The following is a 22,956-nucleotide window of genomic DNA, read 5'->3' as shown; positions in this document are numbered from 1 at the left end:
GCTCATGCGACCGAAGCCTGCACTTCCGCAATGGAAGCCAGATGCATGATGTTTTTTTCCGTCATTTTGTCGCCTGTGACCTGCCCGCTGATGCGCCCTTCACGCACAACCAGCACACGGTCGCAGACACCAATCAGTTCGGGCAGTTCCGAAGAAATCACGACGATCCCCACGCCCTCATTCGCGAGGTCACGCAGAATGCGGTGGATTTCAGACTTTGCGCCAACGTCGACACCGCGGGTCGGTTCATCCAGAAAAATCAGACGCGGGTTGACCGAAAGCATCTTGGCAAGCGCCACTTTTTGCTGATTTCCGCCCGAAAGCGAGGACACCGGGTCGCTCAACGATCCGCATTTCAGGTTCAGCGTGCGCCCGAGCGCTTCGGCCTGGGCCGTTTCCGCTGCGGGTTGGATCAGGCCAAGTCCGTTGGCCACCTGTTCAAGCTTCAGGGCCGAGACGTTGGCGGCGATTGGCAATTCAAGGAAAACCCCATCGCCTTTGCGGTCCTCGGACAGGTACACCATCCCCTTGGCGATACTGTCCTGATAGTTGCGCAACCTGAGTTCTTCGCCATTCAGCCAAACCTGTCCGGACGCATCCCCTTCCAGCTTGCAGATTGCCTTTGCGATCTCGCTGCGGCCTGCACCGATAAGTCCTGCAATGCCCAGGATTTCACCCTTGTTCAGGGTGAACGATATATCGCGGAACCGCGTCGCCTCGGTAAGGTTGCGCACGTCCAGGATCACCTCGTCTGACGGGGTGCCTTGTTTCTTGGGGTACAGGTCATCGATCACCCGTCCGACCATTGCATTCACCACGTCACCGGGTTGTATGTCGGCCACATTCCGCGTGACGATGTGCTGGCCATCCCGGAACACCGAAACCCGGTCGCAGTTGTCAAAGATCTCAACCATTCGATGCGAGATATAGATGATGGAAATCCCCTGATCCGCCAGATTGCGCATGATCCCGAACAGTGTCCGAGCCTCGGATTCCGTGAGTGCGGCTGTAGGCTCGTCAAGGATCAGAATGCGGCAATCCAGCGTCAGGGCCTTTGCAATCTCAACCAGTTGCTGGTTGGAGATCGAAAGGTTCTTAACCAGAACCGAAGGATCGATGTCGCTGAGTTGGCGGAACACATCGACCGCATCACGCTCCAGTTTCTTGTAATCCATCAGCCATGACCGGCTGATATTGGTTTTGGCCATGAAGATGTTCTCTGCCACCGACACATCCGGGCACAGAGCGATCTCCTGATGGACAAAGCCGATACCCAGTTGCTGCGCCATCGTGGGTGACGAGATTTTGACCGGCATGCCGTCGAGAACGATCTGGCCGCTGTCCGGTTGCAAAATCCCGTCAATGACGTTCATCAGTGTCGATTTTCCTGCACCGTTTTCCCCTGCAATCGCGTGGATTTCTCCTTTGCGGAGTTCAAAGTCGATCCCGCGCAGCGCTTTGACCGGGCCAAAGGACTTGCTGAGGTTCGATATCCGAAGGATCACATCGTCTTGCATTGCACCACCTGTTCGGGTGTCTCTTTTTTGATTGATGTCCTGAACCGCCCGCGAACTGATTTGGAACTGCGCGGGCGGCTCGTCGGGGAGCTCTCGGATCAGGCCGGATCACGACCTTCCATGTAGACGTTCAGGTCAAAGCTGTCCGCGTTGTCCTTAGTGATGACTGCAAAGCCATTGTCCACGAACGGTATCTGTACCGGGTTGAAACCGCTGGTCCGCCAATCGTTGAACGGATCGAAAATGTCCGACCGGTTTGCCAGATGCACCGCCATAAAGCCCATGAAGCCCTGTACACCCTGGTTTGGGTTCAGCGACATGTGGATGTTGCCCGCTCGGATGTGTTCCAACGTGGTGGGCGTCACATCCGCGTGCATGATCAGAAGGTCCGAGCCAGCTTCCAGCTTCGCCGCAACAGCACCTTCGGCAGAACCTGCTTCGGGAATCCAGATCGCCGCCACATTCGGATTGGCCTGAATGATCGAGGCTGTCGCGCGGTAGGCCGCATTGCTGTCCTGGTTCGTGGCCTGACGTCCGACCAGTTTCATGTTCGGATAATTGTCTTCCATGTATGCAATCAGCGACGTGACGCGCAGATCGTGGTTTGACTGTCCCGGATTCTCGAGAACCGCGTATTCGGCGCTGTCACCTACTTGTTTGACGATCTCTTCAGCCGCGAACTTCGCCTCGGCATGGTTGTCCGAGGTGATATAGCCGGTGCGCTTTGAGCTTGGGCTGTCGGCGGCAAAGGTGACGATCTCGGTGCCATTGTCGACAGCGCGATTGATCGGCTCGATAAATGGATCGGACTGCATCGGGTGCAACAGAACACCTGCAGGCTGCTTCACCAGATCCTGCTCGAACGAGGCGATCTGCTTGGTGATGTCGTAATCCGGCGTGCCTGAGAACACGGTTTTGCAACCAAACGCCTCGGCAGCCTGTTTGAAGCCCTGGTATACCGGCACCCAATAGGGATGACCCGAGACCATCACGTTCATGATGTATGTCTCATCGGGTTCGCACATGATGCTTTCGGCCTGCGCTGGCGCGGCAGAAGCCCCGGCAACCGCCAACGCGGCGGACGCAATAATACTGTTTGCCTTCTTGATGTTCATTGGTTTCCTCCCTGCAGAATGCTCCTGCGACTGCGGCGCATTGTTCGTTCAGCACCAACTGTGCAAGAAATTTCTGTATGTGATGTTTATTGCACACTCCCTGTCTAAGGGTGATGCATTGGTGGCGTCAATAATTTTTGACAAAAATTTTCTGTGGTGAAATTTATTTCGCCTGAGTGTCCTGGATAGCTAATATCGAATGGGCACGCGCGGATCGGTCGCTCTCGGCAGTCTTATACCCACTGCCATAGCTTTACTCCTGCGGAGCTGACGTGCTCGACTAAATTGAGAGTAAAACCAGACGAGCGAAGTCTTCCGGAAAACTGTCTGGAAGATCGGATCAGATCTGCTTCGCATACGCGGAACTGTAGTTTTCCTGTCCCTGAAGAATATCCAAAAACAGCCGCCGCCCGATTGACGCGCCACCTGTAATTCAATATTTCATGAAATATGATAGAAAGAATCACAGAACAGTTGTCAATCCTGGGACACCCGCAGCGGATAACCGTTTTCCGCATGTTGATGCGGCGGTTTCCCGATACTGTGCCCGCAGGAGAGCTGGCAACCGAACTGGGCATCAAGCCCAGCACGATGTCCAACTACCTCAACGCTCTGCAGCGGTCGGGCCTGGTGTCACAAACGCGGTCCGGAACCTCTTTGCTCTATTCGGTTGAAATGACGAACGTGCAGCGCATGCTTGACTTTCTGATCGTCGATTGCTGCCGTGGCCGGCCGGATATCTGCATGCCCTTCACAAAAGGAGATGGTGCCAAGACCGAGCGCAAGTACAACGTATTGTTTCTGTGTGTCGGCAATTCCGCCCGCTCGATATTTGCGGAGTCGTTGCTGCGGTCCCTTGGACCGGATCGTTTCAATGTCTATTCCGCAGGAACCCAGCCCACCTCTGAACTGAATCCGTTCGCCGTTCAGGTTCTGAAGGATAAGGGACATGACGTTTCGTTCCTGCGTTCCAAACATATGTCCGAGTTTTTCGAGGCCGACGCCCCGGAAATGGATTTTGTCTTTACCGTCTGCAATCAGGCAGCCAACGAGGAATGCCCGGCCTGGGAGGGCCAGCCGATCAGCGGCCATTGGGGCATGGTCGACCCTGTCAAGGCGCAGGGTACCGACGCGGAAAAAGCGCTGGCCTTTCAGAACGCTTACGGCGCGCTCAAACGGCGCATCGAAACCTTTATATCGTTGCCGGTCGAAAGCCTCGACCGGATCGCATTGCAATCTGCTGTCGATGACATCGGCAGGAATATCGCCGGGGACATGAAATGACGACATATGCTGTGAACGGCCTGGGCCGGATGGGAAAACTGGCGCTGAAGCCTTTGCTGGACAAGGGCGCCAGGATCGCCTGGATCAATGACGCAGTTGGCGACCCGGCGATGCATGCGCATCTGCTGGAGTTCGACACTGTGCACGGGCGCTGGGACGCAACATTTGCGCATGATGCGGACAGCGTCACGGTCAACGGGACGCGCCTGCCCTTCATCGGAACCAAAGACCTGAACGCCTTGCCACTGGACGGTGTCGATGTGGTGATCGACTGCACCGGCGTATTCAAAACCGAAGCCAAGCTGGCTCCGTATTTTGAGGCGGGCGTGAAGAAGGTCGTTGTTTCGGCCCCGGTCAAGGACGGCCCCACCGCCAATATCGTCATGGGCGTGAACGAAGACACCTATGACCCCGCCACGCATCACATCGTGACGGCGGCCTCCTGCACCACCAATTGTCTGGCGCCAGTTGTGAAGGTCATTCACGAAAACCTCGGCATCCGCCACGGTTCAATGACGACAATCCATGACGTGACCAACACACAGACCATTGTAGACCGCCCCGCCAAAGACCTGCGCCGCGCCCGGTCCGCGCTGAACTCGCTGATTCCGACCACCACCGGATCGGCCACGGCGATCACGCTGATCTATCCGGAACTGAAAGGGCGGTTGAATGGCCATGCAGTGCGGGTGCCGCTGCTGAACGCCTCGCTGACCGATTGCGTATTCGAAGTGGAACGTGAAACCACCGCCGAGGAGGTCAACGCATTCTTCAAATCTGCAGCCGAAGGTGAGCTGAAAGGTATTCTGGGTTATGAAACCCGGCCGCTGGTTTCGACCGACTACACCAATGACGAACGGTCTTCGATCATCGATGCGCCGTCGACCATGGTGGTGAACGGGACGCAGGTGAAGGTCTACGCGTGGTACGACAATGAAATGGGTTACGCACACCGTCTGGTGGACGTCGCAATGATGGTTGGAAACGCGCTGTGACCCAGCGGCCCGAAGGACTGTCGGCCTATATCGCGGTCACGGCGGCCTATTGGGCCTTTATGCTGACCGATGGAGCCTTGCGTATGCTGGTGTTGCTGCACTTTCATACCATGGGGTTCTCGCCGGTGCAGCTGGCATATCTGTTTGTCCTGTATGAAGTCGCCGGGATGGGCACGAACCTGGCGGCCGGCTGGATCGCGGCGCGGTTCGGGTTGGCATCAACGCTTTACGCGGGGCTTTGCTTGCAGGTCGCGGCGCTGCTTGCCCTGGCGCAGTTAGACCCTAACTGGGATATTTCGGCCAAAGTAGCCTTTGTGATGATCGTTCAGGGGGCGAGCGGGATCGCCAAGGATCTGGCCAAAATGTCTTCAAAATCCGCAGTGAAGCTGCTGGCGCCGGCCGAAGGCGACGGGCTGTTTCGTTGGGTCGCCATCCTCACCGGATCGAAGAATGCGGTGAAGGGGTTGGGTTTTCTGCTGGGGGCCGGGTTGCTGGCGACGCTGGGCTTTATGTGGGCCACGCTGGCCATGGCCATTGTGCTTGCATTCATTCTGATCGCAGTCTTCGTTCTGATGCCGCCCGGCCTGCCCAAAGGACGCAAAGGCGCAAAATTCTCCGAGGTCTTCTCGAAGTCCGCCAATGTGAACTGGCTGTCCTTGGCACGCGTCTTTCTTTTCGGCGCGCGGGACGTCTGGTTTGTGGTCGGTATCCCGATCTATTTCTATGCCGTTTTGTCGGACGGAACTGACGAAGGCAACCGCGCCGCGTTCTTCATGATCGGAACCTTCATGGCTGTGTGGGTGATCCTGTACGGGGCGGTACAGGCCAGTGCGCCGAAAGTCCTGCACGCGGCAGAGCGCAGCGAGGGCGACCTGATCCAGGCCGCACGCAATTGGGCCGCGACCCTGTTCTGTGTTCCTGCGGCTCTAACGCTGGCGGTTCTGCTGTCTTCGGGTCCCGAGACATGGCTGACCGCGACGCTGGTTCTGGGCTTGCTGGCGTTCGGCGCGATCTTCGCCGTCAATTCCGCATTGCACTCCTACCTCATCCTGGCCTTCACCCATTCGGAGCGGGTCACGATGGATGTGGGGTTTTATTACATGGCCAACGCGACGGGCCGCCTGATCGGCACCGTCCTGTCCGGCCTCACCTATCAGGTCGGGGGCCTGCCGCTTGTTCTGGGAACGGCGGCGGTGATGGTCGCCGCTGCTGCTCTGACATCCGGCAAACTCATCGACCAGACGTCCGAGGCCCTCTCATGACTGTTTTTGAACGCTTCCTGTCCGTCTGGGTTGCTATAGCCATGGTCGCAGGTGTTTTGATCGGGCTTGCCGCGCCTGGACTGGTCGGGCTGATTGCCTCGGCCGAGGTGGCCAGTGTCAACCTTGTGGTGGCTGTACTGATCTGGGCGATGGTTTATCCGATGATGGTCGGCGTCGATTTCGGCGCGGTGGCGGGCGTGGCACGCCAGCCCCGCGGACTGATCGTTACCCTGACGGTCAACTGGCTGATTAAACCCTTTACCATGGCGCTGCTGGCGGTCCTGTTCTTCGATTACGTTTTTGCCCCGTGGATCGAACCCGAGGATGCTGCCCAATACACAGCGGGCCTTATCTTGCTTGGCGCTGCGCCCTGCACGGCGATGGTGTTCGTCTGGTCTCAACTGACCCGGGGCGATGCGACCTATACGCTGGTTCAGGTGTCAGTGAATGACCTCATCATGGTCGTGGCTTTCGCGCCAATTGTTGCCTTTCTGCTGGGCGTAACGGACATCTCGGTGCCGTGGCAAACCCTGGTTCTGGCAACCGTGCTGTACGTGGTCCTGCCCCTGATTGCCGGGCTGATCACCCGTCGCAAATTGGGCTCGCAAGCGGCGATTGACGCCTTTTCAGCGCGTGTCAAGCCGTGGTCGGTCATGGGCCTGATCGCAACCGTCGTCATCCTTTTCGGCCTGCAAGGAGAGACAATCCTCTCGAAACCGCTTGTCATCTTGCTGATCGCTGTTCCAATCCTGATTCAGAGCTATGGTATCTTCGCGCTTGCCTATGGCGCGGCCTATGCGCTGAAAGTTCCGCATCGCATCGCCGCACCCTGCGCCATGATCGGAACCTCGAATTTTTTCGAACTGGCGGTTGCCGTCGCCATCAGCCTGTTCGGCCTCAATTCCGGTGCCGCTCTGGCGACTGTGGTCGGGGTTCTGGTCGAAGTTCCGGTGATGCTGTCACTGGTTGCTTTCGCCAACAGGACGCGCGTTTCGGTTCAACAGCGTGCAGAAAGTTGAAGTCGCTGTATTGAACAGGTGCGCAGAAAAAAGCGCCGGATGACAAAAAATATAAGCAGGCGTTTTTTTGGGGAGTTGCCGGATCCGCAAAGCCAATGAAAGATAAGTTTTTCTCCAAAAGTTGCATTTTTTGCGCTCTCTGAACTCACCTTCAGAATGGACCCTCGGCCCGCAATTTGCTTCAGACACTCTGGACTTAAGGAGTTGTTTAGATAATTTTTGTTCCGCAGACAGCTATTGCCATGAAACCGACAACTTAGCCGTGAATTGAGCTGGAAAACACAAGCACCGATTTCGAGGCCACCTGATGACCGTATATGTTCCCGGACCATCTTCTTCTTCTCCGCTGAGCGCCATTCAAGGCAACTGGGCCTATGGCGACGGCAATGATGCGACAGTGACAACCATCACTTACAGTTTTGACCAAAAAGCTGGTACTCAAGCATGGACTGAAGCCTATAAAACTGAGTTCAGAATGGCGCTTGCGGTCATCGAGTCCGTCGCAAACATCAAATTTGTTGAAACTGCCAATCCAAACACGGCGGACCTTGTCGAGTACATTGCCCCGAGCAGCTTCTTCGTTAACGAAGGGTTTTCCACCAACACGCTGGGCTATCACTATTCTCCGGGCAGCGGCCCGTCTGAAGGTGCATTCAGCACCGACTGGTGGACGGCAGGTTCAGGTGGTAACGCAGTACCGGGTGCCTATTTCTTCACAACCATCCTGCATGAAATTGGTCATGCATTGGGGTTGGGCCATCCGCACGACACAACCCTGGGTACCGACATTCTGCCCGGTGTGACTTCAGCATTCGATAGTTACGGAGCAAACAACCTGAACCAGGGCGTATATACCGTCATGTCATACAATGACGGCTGGACGCAGGTGAACGGCAATCTGTATTCCAATGCGCAATATGGCGGATCGACAGGGCTGGGCGCATTGGACATCGCAGCCCTTCAGGCCCTTTATGGTGCGAACACAACTTATGCGTCCGGCGACAGTGTTTACACTCTGCCTTCAAACAACATGGCCGGGGTCGGATATCAGTCGCTGTGGGATACGGGGGGCAACGATACGATCCAACATACTGGAGGGTCAAGCGCGGTAATCGACCTGCGTGGCGCGACAATTGACTACTCGGATACCGGCGGGGGGGTAGTCTCCTATGTTGTTGGTGTTCAGGGTGGATTTACCATTGCGCAAGGCACCGTAATCGAAAACGCATCAGGCGGATGGGGCGCCGACACCATCACCGGCAACGACGTGCAAAACGTGCTGCATGGGTACGGGGGCAACGATACTATCTATTCGGTTTCCGATGGTATCAACGACAACTGGCTATTCGGAGGAACTGGTGACGATACGATATTTGTCGCTTCCGGAACCGGGGCCGATACCGTAGATGGCGGTAGCGGCAACGACATCGTAGTCGTAACCAGCAACGCCGGGTCGTTTTCAGGTGGTTTGGCCAGTGACGTTGCCCGTTTTACGGGCGCGACCAACAGTTACCTGTATATTTTCAACGGTACGGCTCTGGAATTCACGAATGTCGCAACCGGGGTCACGTTTACGGTTGCCACCGACGTTGAGCTTGTTCAGTTCTCCAATGGAGCGGAAACCCTGAACTGGGCCGGGCTCAACTCGGTAATGGGTATCGTGAATGTTGAAACGAACGGCACGGTCCTCCAACACGCAAATCATGGCATCTACGTGTTGGATGGGGGGGCATCGAATATCGCGCTGACCAGTAACGGGCAGGCCGTTGGCCAAAATACCTATGCAGGTTGGCAGGCCATTCACGCGGAAGCAAGCGCTGGTGGCTACCGCGTACTTTGGCAGAACATTGACGGCAGCTATGCCGAATGGACCACCAACGGTCAGGGTCAGTTTCTCAGCGGAGCGACCGTCAACAATATCGTGAGTCTTGAGACCGTCTATGGCGTTGATTTCAACAACGACAACCTGATTGGGCATGACTCGACCACAGTCGAGAGCGATGGTCTCGTAAACCTGGTTGCTTCCACACAAAACGGCTATGTCATTGGCGGAACTGCAACTGTGACACTAAATGGGGCAACGGTGATTCCGGGAACGCTGGGCGGCTGGTCTGCGATCCAAGCCGAAGCGTCAGGTGGCGGGTATCGGATCCTGTGGCAGAACTCGGACGGAAGCTATGCCGAATGGACGCTGGACGGGACGGGTGCGTTTATCAACGGAACAGCAATAGCCAACGTCATTGACGTCGAAAGCTTTTATGGAGCCGATATCAACAATGACGGCACTACCGGACATGTGGTGACGCCTATTGAGAGTAACGGGTCCACAAGCCTGTCCTCCTCGACCCAGGGTTCTTACCTTATCAATGGCAGTATCCCGGTATCCCTGAACGGCACGACAATTGCACCCGGCGGTCTGGCTGGATGGGATGCCGTTCAGGTCGAAGCCTCTGGTGGCGGGTATCGTTTGCTGTGGAAGAATAGCGACGGCAGTTATGCCGAATGGACCCTGAACAGCGCAGGTCAGTACAGCGGCGGCGGTGCCGTTGGCAACGTCGTTGATCTTGAGATCTTCTATGGGGCTGACATCAACGGTGATGGCACCACGGGGCACACGATAAACTCCATCGAAACTGCCGGATCGACGGATTTGGGTGCTTCGACACAAGGTATGTACATGATCAACGGGACCATTGCGGTTACATTGAACGGCGCAAACATCGGCCCCGGCAGTGTGAGCGGATGGAACGCCATTCATGTCGAAGCCTCTGGTGGCGGGTATCGTTTGCTGTGGAAGAATAGCGACGGCAGTTATGCCGAATGGACCCTGAACAGCGCAGGTCAGTACAGCGGCGGCGGTGCCGTTGGCAACGTCGTTGATCTTGAGATCTTCTATGGGGCTGACATCAACGGTGATGGCACCACGGGGCACACGATAAACTCCATCGAAACTGCCGGATCGACGGATTTGGGTGCTTCGACACAAGGTATGTACATGATCAACGGGACCATTGCGGTTACATTGAACGGCGCAAACATCGGCCCCGGCAGTGTGAGCGGATGGAACGCCATTCATGTCGAAGCCTCTGGTGGCGGTTACAGGCTTTTGTGGAAAAACACCGATGGCAGCTATGCAGAATGGACATTGAATGGCGCTGGCCAGTTTATCAGCGGTGCCGCGGTTCCTGATGTTGTCGCCGTCGATGAGGAAGATACGGACAATCTGATCTTCATCGCGGAACTGGAAGACGCCGAAGAAACGGAGCCTTTCTTCGAAACAGATGGCGAACTGGCCGCACGAAACATTTCGGAAATTCAGCCAGAGGACAGTGATAGCCTCGAACACCATTCGGAGGATGAGCTGGAAGTCTTTGACCCTCTGGAAGAAGATGCATTCCTGATCTGATCAGAGATCTGATTGCAAAACAAAAGAGAATGGCCGCCGTCAAACAGATGACTGCGGCCATTTTGCAGAAAGCGTAAGAAACCCGGGATCTGGCCTAAAAACCGCCCACTGAAATCAGGCGCGTTTTTCGCCGATTGTCGCGATACCCAGCACATCCAGTACTTTTGCTTCGATATGCTCGGCATTCATTCCGGCCTCGGCATACATATCCGCCGGGTTGGCCTGATCGATGAACGTGTCAGGCAAAACCATCGAGCGATACCTGAGGCCGTGGTCGAACACCCCTTCGTCCGAAAGCAGTTGCGCAACGTGGCTGCCGAACCCGCCCAGAGCACCTTCTTCGATGGTTATCAGGGCCTCGTGATCCTCAGCCAGCGACAGGATCAGGTCCCGATCCAGCGGTTTGGCAAAGCGGGCATCGGCAATGGTCGGCGAAATCCCCTTGGCTGTCAGGGATTCTGCAGCCTTCTCCACCTCGGCCAGGCGCGTGCCAAATGACAGCAACGCCACGCGCGCGCCCTTCCGGATCATGCGTCCCTTGCCGATTTCCAGAATTTCACCGCGTTCCGGAAGTTCAACGCCAACACCTTCGCCACGCGGATAGCGGAACGCGATAGGGCCGTCGTCATGGGCTGCGGCAGTCGCAACCATATGCATCAGTTCTGCCTCGTCAGCGGCGGCCATCACCACCATGCCCGGCAGATTGGCCAGGTACGCGATGTCAAACGAACCGGCATGCGTCGCGCCATCCGCGCCCACCAGCCCGGCGCGATCGATTGCAAATCGCACCGGCAACCGCTGGATGGCAACATCATGAACAACCTGATCATACCCACGCTGCAAAAAGGTCGAGTACATCGCGCAGAACGGTTTCATCCCGCCTGCAGCCAGTGCGGCGGCAAATGTTACCCCGTGCTGTTCGGCAATCGCCACGTCAAAACAGCGCGATGGGTAGCGTTCGGCAAACAGGTTCAGGCCCGTACCATCCGGCATTGCGGCTGTGACCGCGACGATCTTGTCGTCACGCGCAGCCTCTTCCACAAGCGTTTTGCCGAAAACCGAAGTGTAGGACGGCGCGTTGGATGGTGCCTTTTTTTGTTCGCCCGTCACCACGTCGAATTTCGCCGTCGCGTGCCCCCTGTCGCGGGCCTGTTCGGCCGGGGCGAAACCTTTGCCCTTCTTGGTCAACACATGGATCAGGATCGGCCCGGTTGCCCGCGCCTTGACGGTGCGCAGCACCGGCAGCAACTGGTCCATGTCATGCCCGTCGATCGGTCCCACATAGGAAAAGCCCAGTTCTTCGAACAGCGTGCCCCCTACGGCCATCCCCTTCAGCATCTCCTTGGCGCGCTTTGCGCCTTCACGGAACGGTTCCGGCAGCAGCGAGACCGCGCCTTTGGCGGCAGCTTTCAGATCATGGAAAGGTTCTTCGGCGTAAATTCGCGACAGATAGTTGGAGAGCGCACCAACCGGTGGCGCAATGCTCATCTCATTGTCGTTCAGAATGACGATCAGGCGTTTCTTCAGATGGCCGGCGTTGTTCATCGCCTCAAAGGCCATGCCCGCCGACATCGACCCGTCGCCGATCACGGCAATCGCGTCACCCAGACCTTCGGGTGTTACCCCGCCCAGATCGCGCGCCACGGCAAAGCCCAGCGCTGCACTGATCGATGTACTGGAATGCGCCGCGCCAAAGGGGTCATATGGGCTTTCGCTGCGCTTGGTGAACCCGCTCAGGCCATCTTTCTGGCGCAGGGTCCGGATTCGGTCGCGGCGTTCGGTCAAAATCTTGTGCGGATAGCACTGATGGCCGACGTCCCAGATGATCTTGTCGCGCGGTGTTTCGAAAACCGCATGCAACGCCGTGGTTAGTTCGACCACGCCCAATCCCGCACCTAGATGCCCGCCGGTGACGGAAACCGCCGAAATCGTCTCGGCCCGCAGCTCCTGCGCCACCTGATGCAACTGCGCGTCCGAGAACCGCCTGAGGTCCGCAGGGCGGTTCACAAGGTCCAGCAGGGGCGTATTCGGGCGGTCAGACATTTGGCGCGTTCCTGGCTTAGCTGTCCCGGGCAATAACGAAGCGGGCGGCGTCCTTCAAGGTTTCTGCCTGCGGACCATACCCATCCAGCGCGGCACAGGCCTGATTTGCCAGGTCCACGGCACGAGCCTTGGCCGCGTCCAGACCCAGCAGCGAGACAAAGGTCGCCTTTCCGGCCGCCGCATCCTTTTGCAGGCGCTTACCGGCTTTTTCGGCGTCACCTTCTACATCCAAGATGTCATCAGCAATCTGGAAGGCAAGTCCAAGGGCACGGGCATATTGGCGCATCGGCTCTGGGTCGATCTGCGCCAGGCGCGCACCCGCACAGGCGGACCATTCGATCAGTGCGCCGGTTTTGCCCGCCTGCAGGCGCGTGATTTCATCCAGTGTCAGCGGCGTTTCCGCCGTTTCCGCCGCAATATCCATTGCCTGACCCAGCACCATCCCCTGCGCCCCACTCGCTTTGGCCAATGTCACGGCCAGTTCCGCGCGCACTTCGGCGGTTCCGACCTCGGGTAGGGAGCACAACTCAAATGCCAGCGTCTGCAAGGCATCGCCGGTCAAAAGGGCGATGCCTTCGTTCCATTTCACGTGCACTGTCGGGCGACCTCGGCGCATATCATCGTCGTCCATACAGGGCAGATCGTCATGGACGAGTGAATAAGCGTGCAACGCCTCGATCCCCGTTGCGGGCCAGATCGCCTGCGCGGCGTCAACTCCATGTAACCGCGCGCTTTCCAGAACCAGGAACCCGCGCAGGCACTTTCCGCCCTCGGTGGCATAGGCCATCGCCCGGGTCACATCCAGATCGTCCAGCGCCCCCAGCACCAGATCGAACTGGTGCTGAATCCGCGCGGCATCCTGCGCCAGAATGTCCTGAAACATCTACAGACCTTCGACAGGGGTCGTCCCGGTCGGCTGCCCGTCGGCGTCCAGAGTGATCGCAGCCACCTTTTCCTCGGCCCGCTTCAGCTCGTCCTCGCAGCGCTTCTTCAGCTGCGCGCCACGCTCATACAGCGCGATGGATTGGTCCAGCGCCACGTCGCCGCGCTCCAGCTGGCCGACCACGGCCTCAAGCTCTTTCATCGCCTGTTCGAAAGTCATCTGCTCAACTGGGGTATCGGTCATCGTGCTGCCTTCATCAGTTCTTCCACATGGGCGCGTGTCGCCTCGGCCAGTGCGTTCAGATCATATCCGCCTTCCAGAGTCGAGACGATGCGGCCGCCGCAAACCTCATCGGCGATCCTGCACAGTTCGGCCGTGATCCAGGCGAAGTCGCCGGTCGACCAATTGAGATTGGCCAGGGGATCGTTCTGATGCGCGTCGAACCCGGCCGAGATAATGATCAGTTCCGGCTTGAATGCACGCAAACGCGGAAAGGCCTGCGTTTCGTAGGCCCTGCGCATTTCAGGGCCACCCGTACCGGGCGCCAGCGGAATATTCAGGATTGTCTCGAAGGCGCCGGTCTCATCCGGACGACCCGATCCGGGCCACAATGGCATCTGTTGGCTGGTGATCAGCAACGCGCGCCGCTCGTCCCAAAGCAAATCCTGCGTACCGTTGCCGTGATGTACATCAAAATCCACCACCGCCACCCGGCCAAGACCATGATGGTCCAGCGCATGTTTGGCCGCCAGCGCAGCGTTGCCGAACAGGCAGAACCCCATGGCCGTGTCAGTTTCGGCATGATGCCCGGGAGGTCGGATGGCGCAGAAGGCATTGCCGGCGTCTCCCGCCAAAACCATGTCCACGGCCCGAACAACCGCACCGGCGGCGCGATAGGCAGCGTCGATCGAACCCGGAGACAGAAACGTGTCCCCGTCAATCTGGGCAAACCCGTCGACGGGGCGCATTTTGCGCAGGTCGCTGATGTAGCTTTGCGGGTGTATGCGCAAAAGATCGTCATCCGCCGCCAAGGGGGCGGTCACCCGATTCAGGTCCAGGGGTTCAAGCGCATGCAGAATATGCTCCAGCCGTGCGACACGTTCGGGGTGCCCGTCGGGTGTTACATGCCCAAGGCAATCCGCGTGGGTCAAAAGGGCTGTTTTCATGGGGATCCCTTCTTCATCTGGCTAAAAATATCCTCGCCGAAGGCTTGAAGTCGCCGCGCAGCGGCACCTCTCAGTCCGGCGCCAGCATGTACCCGGCCCCGCGCACTGTCTGAAGATAGCGCGGTTGTTTCGGGTCCTGTTCGATCTTGCGGCGCAGTCGGGTGATCTGCACATCCACCGCCCGCTCCTGTGCCTGACCTTTGTCCCGGCCCAAATCCTCGACAAGTTTGGCGCGGCTGATCGGTTCACCCGGCTGGGCCGAAAAAATCTTCATCAACTGGCTTTCCGTCGCCGTCAGGCGTACCGGGTTCTCGCCCTGCCACATCTCTCCGCGCTCAATATCGTACCGAATGGGTCCAAGTTGCAAAATCTTGGCTGCGCTGTCCTGTGCAGGCGTGTCTGGCATCCGCCTCAGGATCGCATTGATCCGCAGCAGCAGTTCCTTGGGCTCAAATGGTTTGGACAGGTAGTCGTCCGCACCCGCTTCCAGCCCGGAAATCCGATGCTCGGTCTCACCCTTTGCCGTCAACAGCAGGATCGGTGTCGCATGAGTTTCGCGCAGGGACCGTGTCAGGCTGACGCCGTCCTCGCCGGGCATCATCACATCCAGAACGATCAGGTCAAAGTCCAGTCCGGACAGCACCCGCCGGGCGTGCGCCGCATCCCGGGCCGCTGTGACCAGAAATCCGTTACGCATCAAGAATTTCTTGAGGAGATCACGAATGCGCTCGTCATCATCGACGATCAGCAGATGGGCGTCCATTTCGCTCATGAAGTCGTATCCCGCAATTTCGTATATGCATGACGCATATCAGCATCCATCATCGCTTCAAGCACTTTGCGAAAGCCCGAGACCGCCTCGGGTCCGGCTTCCTTGTAAGCCGCGCGCATCCGAACGCGCTGCGCCTCAGACAGCGTCGCCTCCAGTGCCCTGCCATTCTCTGTCAGAAATAGGTGTCGTTCCCGTTTGTCCACTGTTCCGACCCGGCTTTCCACCAAACCGTCTTCGATCAAAGTGCGTAAGACCCTGTTCAGAGACTGTTTTGTCACCCCCAGAATGGCCAGCAGATTATTGACCGTTGTCCCCGGCGCGCGGTTGATGAAATGGATGGCCCTGTGATGCGCACGGCCATAGGCCATCTGCGCCAGAATGCGATCCGGATCGGCGGTAAAGCCGCGATACGCAAAGAACATCGCCTCGATCCCCTGCCGCAACTGCTCGTCAGTCAGAAACAGCAGGCTTTCTCCACCAAAGACCTGAGCCGGGCGGGTGTCGGACATATTGCGCCTCATTCGTTACTCGGGTTGACTTTATGTCAGTGATATTGACATTCCAAGTGCACACAGGAATCGATTCCCAGTTTTTGCGCAATTTCATGTCCATTTCAGGCAGAATTTGCGCAACAATCGGAAATAATTACCGGCTCAGGAGGTTCGCATGGCGGGATATGACGATCGTGACGGTGTCATCTGGTTGGATGGCAAACTTGTACCCTGGCGCGAGGCCAATGTGCATATTCTGACCCACGCAATGCATTATGCCTCGTCCGTATTCGAAGGCGAACGGGCGTATAACGGCAAAATTTTCAAAAGCCGCGAGCATTCCGAGCGTCTGATCGCCTCGGCCGAGGCGCTGGACATGCCCATGCCTTATGACGTCGATCAGATCGAAACCGCCAAGGAAGAGGCGCTGAAAGCCAGCGGTCTTCTGGATGCCTATGTACGCGCACTGGTCTGGCGCGGTTCGGGTGATGATATGGGCGTGGCTTCGGCCAGAAACCCGGTGCGGATGGCTGTCGCGGTCTGGCCCTGGGGCGCATATTATGGTGACGCCAAGATGCAGGGTGCCAAGCTGGACATCGCCGAATGGAAGCGGCCCAGCCCGGAAACCATTCCGGTTCACGCCAAGGCGGCGGGCCTCTACATGATCTGCACGATCTCGAAACACAAGGCCGAAGCGAAAGGCTGCTCGGACGCCCTGTTCATGGATTGGCGTGGGTTTGTGGCCGAGGCAACCGGCGCCAACGTGTTCTTCGTCAAGGATGGCGAGGTCCACACACCGTTGGCCGACTGCTTCCTGAACGGCATCACCCGCCAAACGGTCATTCAGATGCTGAAGGACAAAGGCATTACCGTGCATGAGCGACGGATCAAACCGGAAGAAATGGCCGATTTCGAGCAATGCTGGCTGACCGGCACCGCTGCCGAAGTCACCCCGGTTGGGCAGATCGGCGACTATACGTTCGAAGTTGGCGATCTGACCCGCGAAATCGCGGCAGACTACGAAGCCCTCGTCCGCGCCTAATCCCGAGCCCGAGAACCATTGAAACCCTCGCTTTTGGCGGGGGTTTTTCTTTGCAGGTTGTCCGGATTTCCTTGCTGAACGTTCAGCCGGATGGACGATTGCGCAAGGATGTGTAGATTGCAGTCATGTTGGACCTGCTCAGCGATATCCTCACGCGCCTGTCCCTGCGCGGGACGTTCTATTTCCGTACATCCTTTACGCCCCCTTTGGCATTCAGGTTCCGGCCTTTGAAAACGTGGCCCGGTTTCACTTCGTCCAACGCGGGGAATTGAAGGTTCATGTGTCTTCAACCGGAGACACATTGCGTCTCAAACAAGGAGATCTGATCCTTGTCCCGCATGGGGCGGCCCATGCTTTGTTGTGCAACGAGGTCAGACCATTCGATGCGCTGCCACTGGAGCAGGTGCTGCAGCAGTCCGGCTATCAGGGTGACGGTGTTCTGGTCTATGGGGGCGAGGACAAGGATCGCGACACCCAGCTGATTTGCGGGCATTTCTCTTTCACCGGGCCACCGGGGCGACGCGGAACAGGACACATGCTGATCGATCGCTTGCCGCCCTACATTCTGATCGAAAATTACGGCGAAGAGGCGGGCGCCTGGATCGAGGCTACCCTGCGCATGATCGGCTCGGAAGTGAGCGGGGCCCGGATCGGGGGCGACCTGATCGCGCTGAAACTGTCCGAGGTCCTGTTTGCACAGGCAATCCGTGCCTATCTCGAACACCTAAGCCCCAGTAACGCCGCCCTGGCGGGATTTGCCGACCAGCGGGTTTCGCGCGCGCTTACCGCGTTTCACCGCGCCCCCGCACAGGAGTGGAGTGTGGAGACACTGGCCCGCGAGGCAGGAATGTCGCGCACGGCATTCGCACAGTTGTTTGCCGAGAAGATGGGGACGACACCCATGCAGTATCTGAACAACTGGCGCATGCAGATTGCCTGCCACGGCCTGACAGAAAGCCGCTGGAACGTCGCTGATGCCGCCGCCGAAGTGGGTTATGCCTCGGAGGCTGCGTTTTCCCGCGTTTTCAAAAAACAGATCGGATTGTCTCCCGCGGCTTATCGGGCGATGAACTAATACCTCGATCTGTTGAACGATCTGCAAAGAACTGCGAACGGCAAGAGCTAATGCGTCCAGACTTGCGCCCTTATCTTGGGGCTACTCCAAGCAAGGAAAGGAAACATCATGTTTCTTCGTTTCGTAACGCGCACCGTGCACGCCTATCTTGATTACCCGGTCGCCCTGGCCCTTATGATCCTGCCTTTTGTTCTGGGATTGGGTCAATCAAACCCGATGGCCTTGTGGCTGTCCGTCACAACGGGCGTCGCCGCATTTGTCCTGACCGTCCTGACCGATCATCACCTTGGGATCTGGCGGGTCCTGCCCTACAAGCTCCATCTCACGGTGGACCTGATTGTCGGGATCACATTTCTGCTGGCACCCAGCCTTTTTGGTTTCACCGGGCTGGACGCGGTCTTTTACTGGCTGAACGGTGCGGCCGTGGTTGTTGTCATTTCACTCAGCGCGCCCGAGCAAGGCGTCACCGCCTGAGTGCAAATTCAGACTTGAGTATTCCGACTAAAAAAGTCAGATTATCAAGAGGGGCCGGATGCATCTGTTTCGGCATCAGGTTTCGGGGCGGTTTGCGAGCTTAGCGCAGCACAAGGTGACGGCACGCCACCGCCCCGAAAACGACTATGAGAGGTTTGGGATGTGTCGCCCGTTTGATGAACTCATGTCCAAACACGAGGCCGCGACCTCCTGCGGGTGTGGCTGCAATGAAGATTTTGCCGCCTATCTCGATCAGAACGGGACAATCAGTAAAGATACAGACACCCGAGTTTCCGAAGAAGAGTCAGCCCGTCTACGCGAGTCAGTGCGCCGTGTGTTTGAAGCCCGAGCCGCGCGAAGCGGCCCAGCGAATGATTGACCAAACCGACCCGATATCAGAAATCGACACCGCGCTGGGCTTTGATACCGGCCTGAAACGGGTGTTTTTCCACGTTCATTTCGGTGACCAGATCGGCATAGTCCCGCAGCGCTTGAGGCGCGTCGCGACCTGTCAGAAAGACGCTGGTACGCGCTGACCGGTTCTTCAGCCCGTCGATCACCTGTTCGATCGAAAGGTACTCGTAGCGCAATGCGATGTTGATCTCGTCCAGCACGACCAGATCATAGTCTCCGCTGCTCATCAGCTTGCACGCTTTGTCGAAAGCGGCGTTTGCGGCGGCGATATCGCGTTCCTTGTCCTGTGTATCCCAGGTAAAACCTTCGCCCATGGTGTGCCACGTCACCAGATCGCGCTCTTCGAAAAAGCGCCGTTCACCGGTTTTCCATTTGCCCTTGATGAACTGTACGACGGCAACCTGCTGACCCCAGCCCAGCGCCCTGATCACGACACCAAATGCGGCCGAGGATTTGCCTTTGCCTTTGCCTGTGTTGATCAGAACCAGGCCGCGTTCGGGATCGACCGCCTCGGAAACCTTCTTACGGTGCTCAGCCTGCACCTTTTGCATCTTTTCCTTGTGGTCCTGTGCGTCACTCATCGGGAAACCTCGTTGTTTGTCGCGCCCAAACTAGGGAAAGATGGCGAAAGGTAAAGTCACGCTTTGGGGTCCGTGACAGATCTGGCCTTGCCGCGCTCCAGCCCCAGCTGATGCTCGCGCCAGATCACCACCGCATTGCCGGCGATGACCAGAACTGCCCCAAGCAGAATGGCCAGCGTTGGCAGCTCATCGAACCAGACATAGCCGATGCCGATGGCAAACAACATGGTGGTATAGTCATATGGGGCCAGCATCGAGGCCTGTCCAAACCGGTACGAGGACGTCACCAGGATTTGCGCGACCCCCCCGGTCAGTCCCATCGCAATCAGTATCGCCAGCTGCTCCCATGTCGGCACAGCCCAGCCCCAGAATACCGTCAGCCCGGACAGGGCGGTCGCCGTAACCGAAAAGTAGAAAACGATCGCAGCCGGATGGTCGACCTGAACCAATTGCCGGATGTGAATCTGCACAAAGGCCCGCGCGATTGTTGCGCCCAGCACGCAAAGCGCACCAATTGTGGCTGCCAGTTCCAGTTCGGTGCTGCCAAGCCGCGGCCACAGCATGATCAGAACACCCAAAAGGCCCAGAACGACGGCACCAATACGGATCAAACGGATACGTTCGCCCAACATGACCGCTGCGAGAACGAGGGTGAAGATCGGGGTCGCGTAGCCAATGGCAGTCACTTCGGGCAGCGGCAGCAGGCTGAGCCCGGTGAAAGTCAAACCCATTGCGGTCGTGCCCAGAACACCGCGCCAGAAATGACCCATCGGCTTTTTGACCACGAAGCCCTGCGCCAGTTCCCCACGCGATACCAGCCAGATGATGATGACCGGAATGGCAAAGAGCGACCGAAAAAAAACCAGCTCACCCGGAGGAAAATCTTCGGACAATGCCTTGACCAGCGCCGACATCGAGGTGAACAGAAAAAGGGCGCTGAGTTTCAGCGCCACGGCCAGTACGGGTCGATGCGATGTTAAGGGTTTTGCCATCGGCGCGACCCTGCGCCTTTGCGGCGCAAAGATCAACGGCTGGAATCAGCGGTCTGTCCAGCTTGGCGGCAAGGTACTGCCGATCTCTTCCGCGAATTCTTCAAGAAAACGGATCATCCGGCCGATCCGCTGCTGCGCGATCTGTTTTCCGGTCTCGGTCAGCATGTCATTCGGCAGGCTGAGAAGCTTGACTTTCCAATGGTCGACCGAGAAGTGCAGGTCATCCAGAGGCCGGTGTTCTGCAAACGGGTCGGCCGGATCATAAAGCGACCGCCCCAATGCGCCGGAAACAGAAAAGTTGCGGGCTACGCCGATCGCGCCCAACGCATCCAGCCGGTCGGCATCCCGCAGAATACGGGCCTCATCCGTTTCAGGCGTGATGTTGGCCGAAAAGCTGTGGGATTCAATTGCGTGCTGAATGGCGCGGATCTGATCCGGGCGATAGCCCAATTCCCTCAGAACAGTCTCTGATTCCGTCGCGGACCGGCGCGAGGCCAGATGCCGGCAAGGGTCATCTTTTGGCAGGTTCACCAGATCATGCAGATAGCTTGCGGCCAGAAGCACGGCCATATCCGTTTCGCGATCCGCGATGGCCTGCGCATTCACCCAGACCCGGTCTAGGTGGGCCAGATCATGGGCAGGGTCGGTCTCCATCCGCTGGGCAACGATGCCGCGCAGGCGTGTCCGCAGATCAGCCGATCCGTCCACGGTTCTCTCCGATCTGGCCGCGGTGCAGCAGCAGGTGGTCTAGGATCACGCAAGCCATCATCGCCTCGCCTACCGGGACAGCGCGAATGCCGACGCAGGGGTCATGGCGGCCTTTTGTGATGATTTCGGTCTCTTCCCCGGATTTGGTGATCGTTTTGCGAGTGGTCAGGATGGACGAGGTCGGCTTGACCGCGAAACGGACCACAATGTCCTGTCCGGTCGAGATCCCGCCGAGAATACCGCCCGCGTGGTTCGAACTGTATTGCGGGCCGTTCTGGCCCATGAAGATCTCATCTGCATTGGCCTCTCCGGTCAGTTCCGCCGCGGCCATACCCTCGCCGATCTCGACGCCCTTGACCGCATTGATCGACATCATCGCGGCGGCCAGATCAGTGTCTAATTTGGCATAAACCGGCGCACCAAGACCGGCAGGAACGCCGCGCGCCACCACTTCGACCACGGCACCAACCGAGTTTCCGGATTTGCGCAGATCGTCCAGAAAAGCCGCCCAACCCTCGGCCGCGTGCGCATCCGGGGTCCAAAACGGATTTTGTTCGATCTGGGACCAGTCGAAATTGTCGCGATTAATCTTGTGGGGTCCGATCTGCGTCATGTAACCGGTGATCTGAACATTGGGGGCAATCTGTTTGATCGCCTCACGCGCTAGACCTCCGGCCGCAACACGAGAGGCCGTTTCGCGGGCCGAACTGCGCCCGCCACCGCGATAATCGCGGATGCCGTATTTCTGCCAGTAGGTGATATCGGCGTGGCCCGGGCGGAACTTGTCCATGATGTCGCCGTAATCTTTCGAGCGCTGATCGGTGTTTTCGATCATCAGCTGCACGGGGGTCCCGGTGGTCTGGCCTTCGAACACACCCGAGAGGATTTTCACCTGATCCGGTTCACGCCGCTGGGTGGTGAACTTGTTCTGCCCCGGTTTGCGCTTGTCCAGCCAGTGCTGGATCATTCCCTCGTCGATCGCGACGCCCGGCGGGCAGCCATCGACGGTCGCACCCAAAGCGGGTCCGTGGCTTTCACCCCAGGTGGTGACGCGGAAAAGATGGCCAAAGCTGTTCATCGACATGAGGCGTGCTCCTTTGCGCGATGTGATTAGCGGTCGCGGGGCCCGGCCTCAAGCGGATTTGCTGATTGGTCCGGGGGGCGCTGCCCGATGGGCAGCGCGTTTTGAGTATTTTTGAAAAGATGAAGTTCAGGCGACTTGCGCAATCTCTGCACGGGATTCGGTGATCTTGAGAGCGGCCTGTGCGGCTTCGCGCCCTTTTTGAACGAAATGCGCACGATAGATGGCGTTGTGGTGGTCGGTTTCCTGATACTGGTGCGGCGTGAGCGAGACCGACAGGACCGGAACGCCCGTGTCCATTCCGGCGCGCATCAGCCCGTCGACCACGGCCTGTGCCACGAAATCATGCCGGTAGATGCCGCCATCCACGACAAAGGCGGCGCAGGCAACAGCGGCGTAGCGCCCGGTTTGGGCCAGATCGCGGGCCAGCAGAGGCATCTCGAACGCGCCCGGCACGTCGAAAACATCGACCTGATAGGCAGGGATCAGTTCCAGAAAACCATCGAGCGCACGGTCAACGATGTCCGAATGCCAGTTGGCTTTGACGAATGCATAGCGGGTGTGTGTCATCAAGATCTCCTTTCGGTTTGGTTGCCAACTGGCTGTCGCGAGAACCGGTTCCCACTTTTCGCTGCC

At 58.0% G+C, this 22,956-nt stretch carries 21 protein-coding genes and 1 pseudogene; 9 read left to right on the top strand and 13 right to left on the bottom strand.

Annotated elements, in window-relative coordinates:
• Positions 1 to 2: 2 nt before the first annotated feature.
• Together ACR0JW_RS21385 and ACR0JW_RS21380 are read right to left on the bottom strand one after the other, a co-directional pair.
• A complete protein-coding gene (locus ACR0JW_RS21385) occupies positions 3 to 1,517 on the bottom strand; it encodes a sugar ABC transporter ATP-binding protein (RefSeq protein WP_170619046.1) in 1,515 nt (504 codons plus the stop codon).
• A 98-nt stretch (positions 1,518 to 1,615) separates the two neighbouring features.
• Positions 1,616 to 2,632, bottom strand: a complete 1,017-nt coding sequence (locus tag ACR0JW_RS21380; protein ID WP_170612488.1) for a substrate-binding domain-containing protein — start codon at positions 2,630 to 2,632, stop codon at positions 1,616 to 1,618.
• Between the two features lie 450 nt (positions 2,633 to 3,082).
• Between ACR0JW_RS21380 and ACR0JW_RS21375 the strand changes: the two genes are divergently transcribed.
• The 5 genes from ACR0JW_RS21375 (at position 3,083) to ACR0JW_RS21355 (ending at position 10,598) form a co-directional block, all read left to right on the top strand.
• On the top strand, positions 3,083 to 3,916 hold the full coding sequence (locus ACR0JW_RS21375) for an arsenate reductase/protein-tyrosine-phosphatase family protein (protein WP_170682633.1): 834 nt from the start codon (positions 3,083 to 3,085) through the stop codon (positions 3,914 to 3,916).
• Positions 3,913 to 4,911, top strand: coding sequence for an ArsJ-associated glyceraldehyde-3-phosphate dehydrogenase (locus ACR0JW_RS21370; RefSeq protein WP_170612527.1), 999 nt, complete (start codon positions 3,913 to 3,915; stop codon positions 4,909 to 4,911). Before ACR0JW_RS21375 ends, ACR0JW_RS21370 begins: the two co-directional genes overlap by 4 nt.
• Positions 4,908 to 6,173 (top strand): organoarsenical effux MFS transporter ArsJ, encoded by a 1,266-nt coding sequence (gene arsJ, locus ACR0JW_RS21365; RefSeq protein WP_170682634.1) that lies wholly within the window; start codon positions 4,908 to 4,910, stop codon positions 6,171 to 6,173. Before ACR0JW_RS21370 ends, arsJ begins: the two co-directional genes overlap by 4 nt.
• Positions 6,170 to 7,192, top strand: a complete 1,023-nt coding sequence (gene arsB, locus ACR0JW_RS21360; RefSeq protein ID WP_170807192.1) for an ACR3 family arsenite efflux transporter — start codon at positions 6,170 to 6,172, stop codon at positions 7,190 to 7,192. The genes arsJ and arsB overlap by 4 nt, the downstream gene beginning before the upstream one ends.
• A 307-nt stretch (positions 7,193 to 7,499) precedes the next feature.
• On the top strand, positions 7,500 to 10,598 hold the full coding sequence (locus ACR0JW_RS21355) for a matrixin family metalloprotease (protein ID WP_480714411.1): 3,099 nt from the start codon (positions 7,500 to 7,502) through the stop codon (positions 10,596 to 10,598).
• Between the two features lie 114 nt (positions 10,599 to 10,712).
• On the opposite strand, the gene dxs is transcribed toward ACR0JW_RS21355, so the two are convergent.
• The 6 genes from dxs to ACR0JW_RS21325 form a co-directional block, all read right to left on the bottom strand.
• The gene (dxs, locus tag ACR0JW_RS21350) at positions 10,713 to 12,641 is read right to left on the bottom strand and encodes a 1-deoxy-D-xylulose-5-phosphate synthase (RefSeq protein WP_480714410.1); all 1,929 of its coding nucleotides are present in this window, start codon (positions 12,639 to 12,641) and stop codon (positions 10,713 to 10,715) included.
• A gap of 16 nt (positions 12,642 to 12,657) precedes the next feature.
• Positions 12,658 to 13,524 carry a polyprenyl synthetase family protein gene (locus ACR0JW_RS21345; RefSeq protein WP_170682638.1) on the bottom strand — a complete coding sequence of 289 codons (867 nt, stop codon included), beginning with the start codon at positions 13,522 to 13,524 and terminating at the stop codon, positions 12,658 to 12,660.
• Entirely contained in the window at positions 13,525 to 13,767 is a 243-nt protein-coding gene (locus ACR0JW_RS21340) for an exodeoxyribonuclease VII small subunit (protein WP_170682639.1), read from the bottom strand. It abuts the gene before it with no gap.
• Positions 13,764 to 14,690: a histone deacetylase family protein gene (locus ACR0JW_RS21335; protein WP_170825290.1), complete on the bottom strand. Its 927-nt coding sequence runs from the start codon at positions 14,688 to 14,690 to the stop codon at positions 13,764 to 13,766. The genes ACR0JW_RS21340 and ACR0JW_RS21335 overlap by 4 nt, the downstream gene beginning before the upstream one ends.
• Positions 14,691 to 14,760: 70 nt before the next feature.
• Positions 14,761 to 15,462 carry a response regulator gene (locus tag ACR0JW_RS21330; protein WP_170612542.1) on the bottom strand — a complete coding sequence of 234 codons (702 nt, stop codon included), beginning with the start codon at positions 15,460 to 15,462 and terminating at the stop codon, positions 14,761 to 14,763.
• On the bottom strand, positions 15,459 to 15,971 hold the full coding sequence (locus tag ACR0JW_RS21325) for a MarR family winged helix-turn-helix transcriptional regulator (RefSeq protein ID WP_170682641.1): 513 nt from the start codon (positions 15,969 to 15,971) through the stop codon (positions 15,459 to 15,461). Before ACR0JW_RS21325 ends, ACR0JW_RS21330 begins: the two co-directional genes overlap by 4 nt.
• Before the next feature lie 157 nt (positions 15,972 to 16,128).
• Between ACR0JW_RS21325 and ACR0JW_RS21320 the strand changes: the two genes are divergently transcribed.
• From ACR0JW_RS21320 to ACR0JW_RS21305, 4 genes and pseudogenes are all read left to right on the top strand, one after another.
• Positions 16,129 to 16,995 (top strand): branched-chain amino acid aminotransferase, encoded by an 867-nt coding sequence (locus ACR0JW_RS21320; protein WP_170682642.1) that lies wholly within the window; start codon positions 16,129 to 16,131, stop codon positions 16,993 to 16,995.
• Between the two features lie 125 nt (positions 16,996 to 17,120).
• Positions 17,121 to 17,656 (top strand): annotated as a pseudogene (locus ACR0JW_RS21315) (cupin domain-containing protein); the annotation flags it as partial.
• A 186-nt stretch (positions 17,657 to 17,842) separates the two neighbouring features.
• Positions 17,843 to 18,070 carry a helix-turn-helix domain-containing protein gene (locus tag ACR0JW_RS21310; protein ID WP_480714417.1) on the top strand — a complete coding sequence of 76 codons (228 nt, stop codon included), beginning with the start codon at positions 17,843 to 17,845 and terminating at the stop codon, positions 18,068 to 18,070.
• Positions 18,071 to 18,178: 108 nt separating this feature from the next.
• On the top strand, positions 18,179 to 18,544 hold the full coding sequence (locus ACR0JW_RS21305; protein WP_170682644.1) for an SPW repeat domain-containing protein: 366 nt from the start codon (positions 18,179 to 18,181) through the stop codon (positions 18,542 to 18,544).
• Positions 18,545 to 18,939: 395 nt separating this feature from the next.
• Here the strand turns inward: ACR0JW_RS21305 and cobO are convergent, their stop codons facing one another.
• The 5 genes from cobO to ACR0JW_RS21280 all read right to left on the bottom strand — a co-directional run bounded on the left by cobO (position 18,940) and on the right by ACR0JW_RS21280 (position 22,890).
• Positions 18,940 to 19,539: a cob(I)yrinic acid a,c-diamide adenosyltransferase gene (gene cobO / locus ACR0JW_RS21300; RefSeq protein WP_170682645.1), complete on the bottom strand. Its 600-nt coding sequence runs from the start codon at positions 19,537 to 19,539 to the stop codon at positions 18,940 to 18,942.
• 56 nt (positions 19,540 to 19,595) lie between these two features.
• Positions 19,596 to 20,531 carry a DMT family transporter gene (locus ACR0JW_RS21295; RefSeq protein ID WP_170682646.1) on the bottom strand — a complete coding sequence of 312 codons (936 nt, stop codon included), beginning with the start codon at positions 20,529 to 20,531 and terminating at the stop codon, positions 19,596 to 19,598.
• Positions 20,532 to 20,576: 45 nt separating this feature from the next.
• Complete coding sequence (locus tag ACR0JW_RS21290) at positions 20,577 to 21,239, bottom strand: HD domain-containing protein (protein ID WP_170612555.1); 663 nt, start codon at positions 21,237 to 21,239, stop codon at positions 20,577 to 20,579.
• A complete protein-coding gene (gene aroC / locus ACR0JW_RS21285) occupies positions 21,223 to 22,323 on the bottom strand; it encodes a chorismate synthase (protein ID WP_170619049.1) in 1,101 nt (366 codons plus the stop codon). Before aroC ends, ACR0JW_RS21290 begins: the two co-directional genes overlap by 17 nt.
• A 126-nt stretch (positions 22,324 to 22,449) precedes the next feature.
• Positions 22,450 to 22,890 (bottom strand): 6,7-dimethyl-8-ribityllumazine synthase, encoded by a 441-nt coding sequence (locus ACR0JW_RS21280; protein ID WP_170682647.1) that lies wholly within the window; start codon positions 22,888 to 22,890, stop codon positions 22,450 to 22,452.
• Between the last annotated feature and the right edge of the window lie 66 nt (positions 22,891 to 22,956).

Source organism: Ruegeria sp. BG6 (genome assembly GCF_056538465.1).
This window is presented reverse-complemented; position numbering and strand designations above follow the sequence as displayed.

Bases quoted from the DNA above. Each gene is read 5' to 3' on its own strand.
- ACR0JW_RS21320 (WP_170682642.1), top strand. From the start codon at position 16,129: ATGGCGGGATATGACGATCGTGACGGTGTCATCTGGTTGGATGGCAAA.
- arsB (WP_170807192.1), top strand. From the start codon at position 6,170: ATGACTGTTTTTGAACGCTTCCTGTCCGTCTGGGTTGCTATAGCCATG.
- ACR0JW_RS21305 (WP_170682644.1), top strand. From the start codon at position 18,179: ATGTTTCTTCGTTTCGTAACGCGCACCGTGCACGCCTATCTTGATTAC.
- ACR0JW_RS21340 (WP_170682639.1), bottom strand. From the start codon at position 13,767: ATGACCGATACCCCAGTTGAGCAGATGACTTTCGAACAGGCGATGAAA.
- ACR0JW_RS21325 (WP_170682641.1), bottom strand. From the start codon at position 15,971: ATGTCCGACACCCGCCCGGCTCAGGTCTTTGGTGGAGAAAGCCTGCTG.
- ACR0JW_RS21375 (WP_170682633.1), top strand. From the start codon at position 3,083: ATGATAGAAAGAATCACAGAACAGTTGTCAATCCTGGGACACCCGCAG.
- cobO (WP_170682645.1), bottom strand. From the start codon at position 19,539: ATGAGTGACGCACAGGACCACAAGGAAAAGATGCAAAAGGTGCAGGCT.
- ACR0JW_RS21370 (WP_170612527.1), top strand. From the start codon at position 3,913: ATGACGACATATGCTGTGAACGGCCTGGGCCGGATGGGAAAACTGGCG.
- ACR0JW_RS21355 (WP_480714411.1), top strand. From the start codon at position 7,500: ATGACCGTATATGTTCCCGGACCATCTTCTTCTTCTCCGCTGAGCGCC.
- ACR0JW_RS21380 (WP_170612488.1), bottom strand. From the start codon at position 2,632: ATGAACATCAAGAAGGCAAACAGTATTATTGCGTCCGCCGCGTTGGCG.
- ACR0JW_RS21310 (WP_480714417.1), top strand. From the start codon at position 17,843: ATGTCGCGCACGGCATTCGCACAGTTGTTTGCCGAGAAGATGGGGACG.
- dxs (WP_480714410.1), bottom strand. From the start codon at position 12,641: ATGTCTGACCGCCCGAATACGCCCCTGCTGGACCTTGTGAACCGCCCT.
- ACR0JW_RS21280 (WP_170682647.1), bottom strand. From the start codon at position 22,890: ATGACACACACCCGCTATGCATTCGTCAAAGCCAACTGGCATTCGGAC.
- ACR0JW_RS21330 (WP_170612542.1), bottom strand. From the start codon at position 15,462: ATGAGCGAAATGGACGCCCATCTGCTGATCGTCGATGATGACGAGCGC.
- ACR0JW_RS21295 (WP_170682646.1), bottom strand. From the start codon at position 20,531: ATGGCAAAACCCTTAACATCGCATCGACCCGTACTGGCCGTGGCGCTG.
- aroC (WP_170619049.1), bottom strand. From the start codon at position 22,323: ATGTCGATGAACAGCTTTGGCCATCTTTTCCGCGTCACCACCTGGGGT.
- ACR0JW_RS21385 (WP_170619046.1), bottom strand. From the start codon at position 1,517: ATGCAAGACGATGTGATCCTTCGGATATCGAACCTCAGCAAGTCCTTT.
- ACR0JW_RS21335 (WP_170825290.1), bottom strand. From the start codon at position 14,690: ATGAAAACAGCCCTTTTGACCCACGCGGATTGCCTTGGGCATGTAACA.
- ACR0JW_RS21345 (WP_170682638.1), bottom strand. From the start codon at position 13,524: ATGTTTCAGGACATTCTGGCGCAGGATGCCGCGCGGATTCAGCACCAG.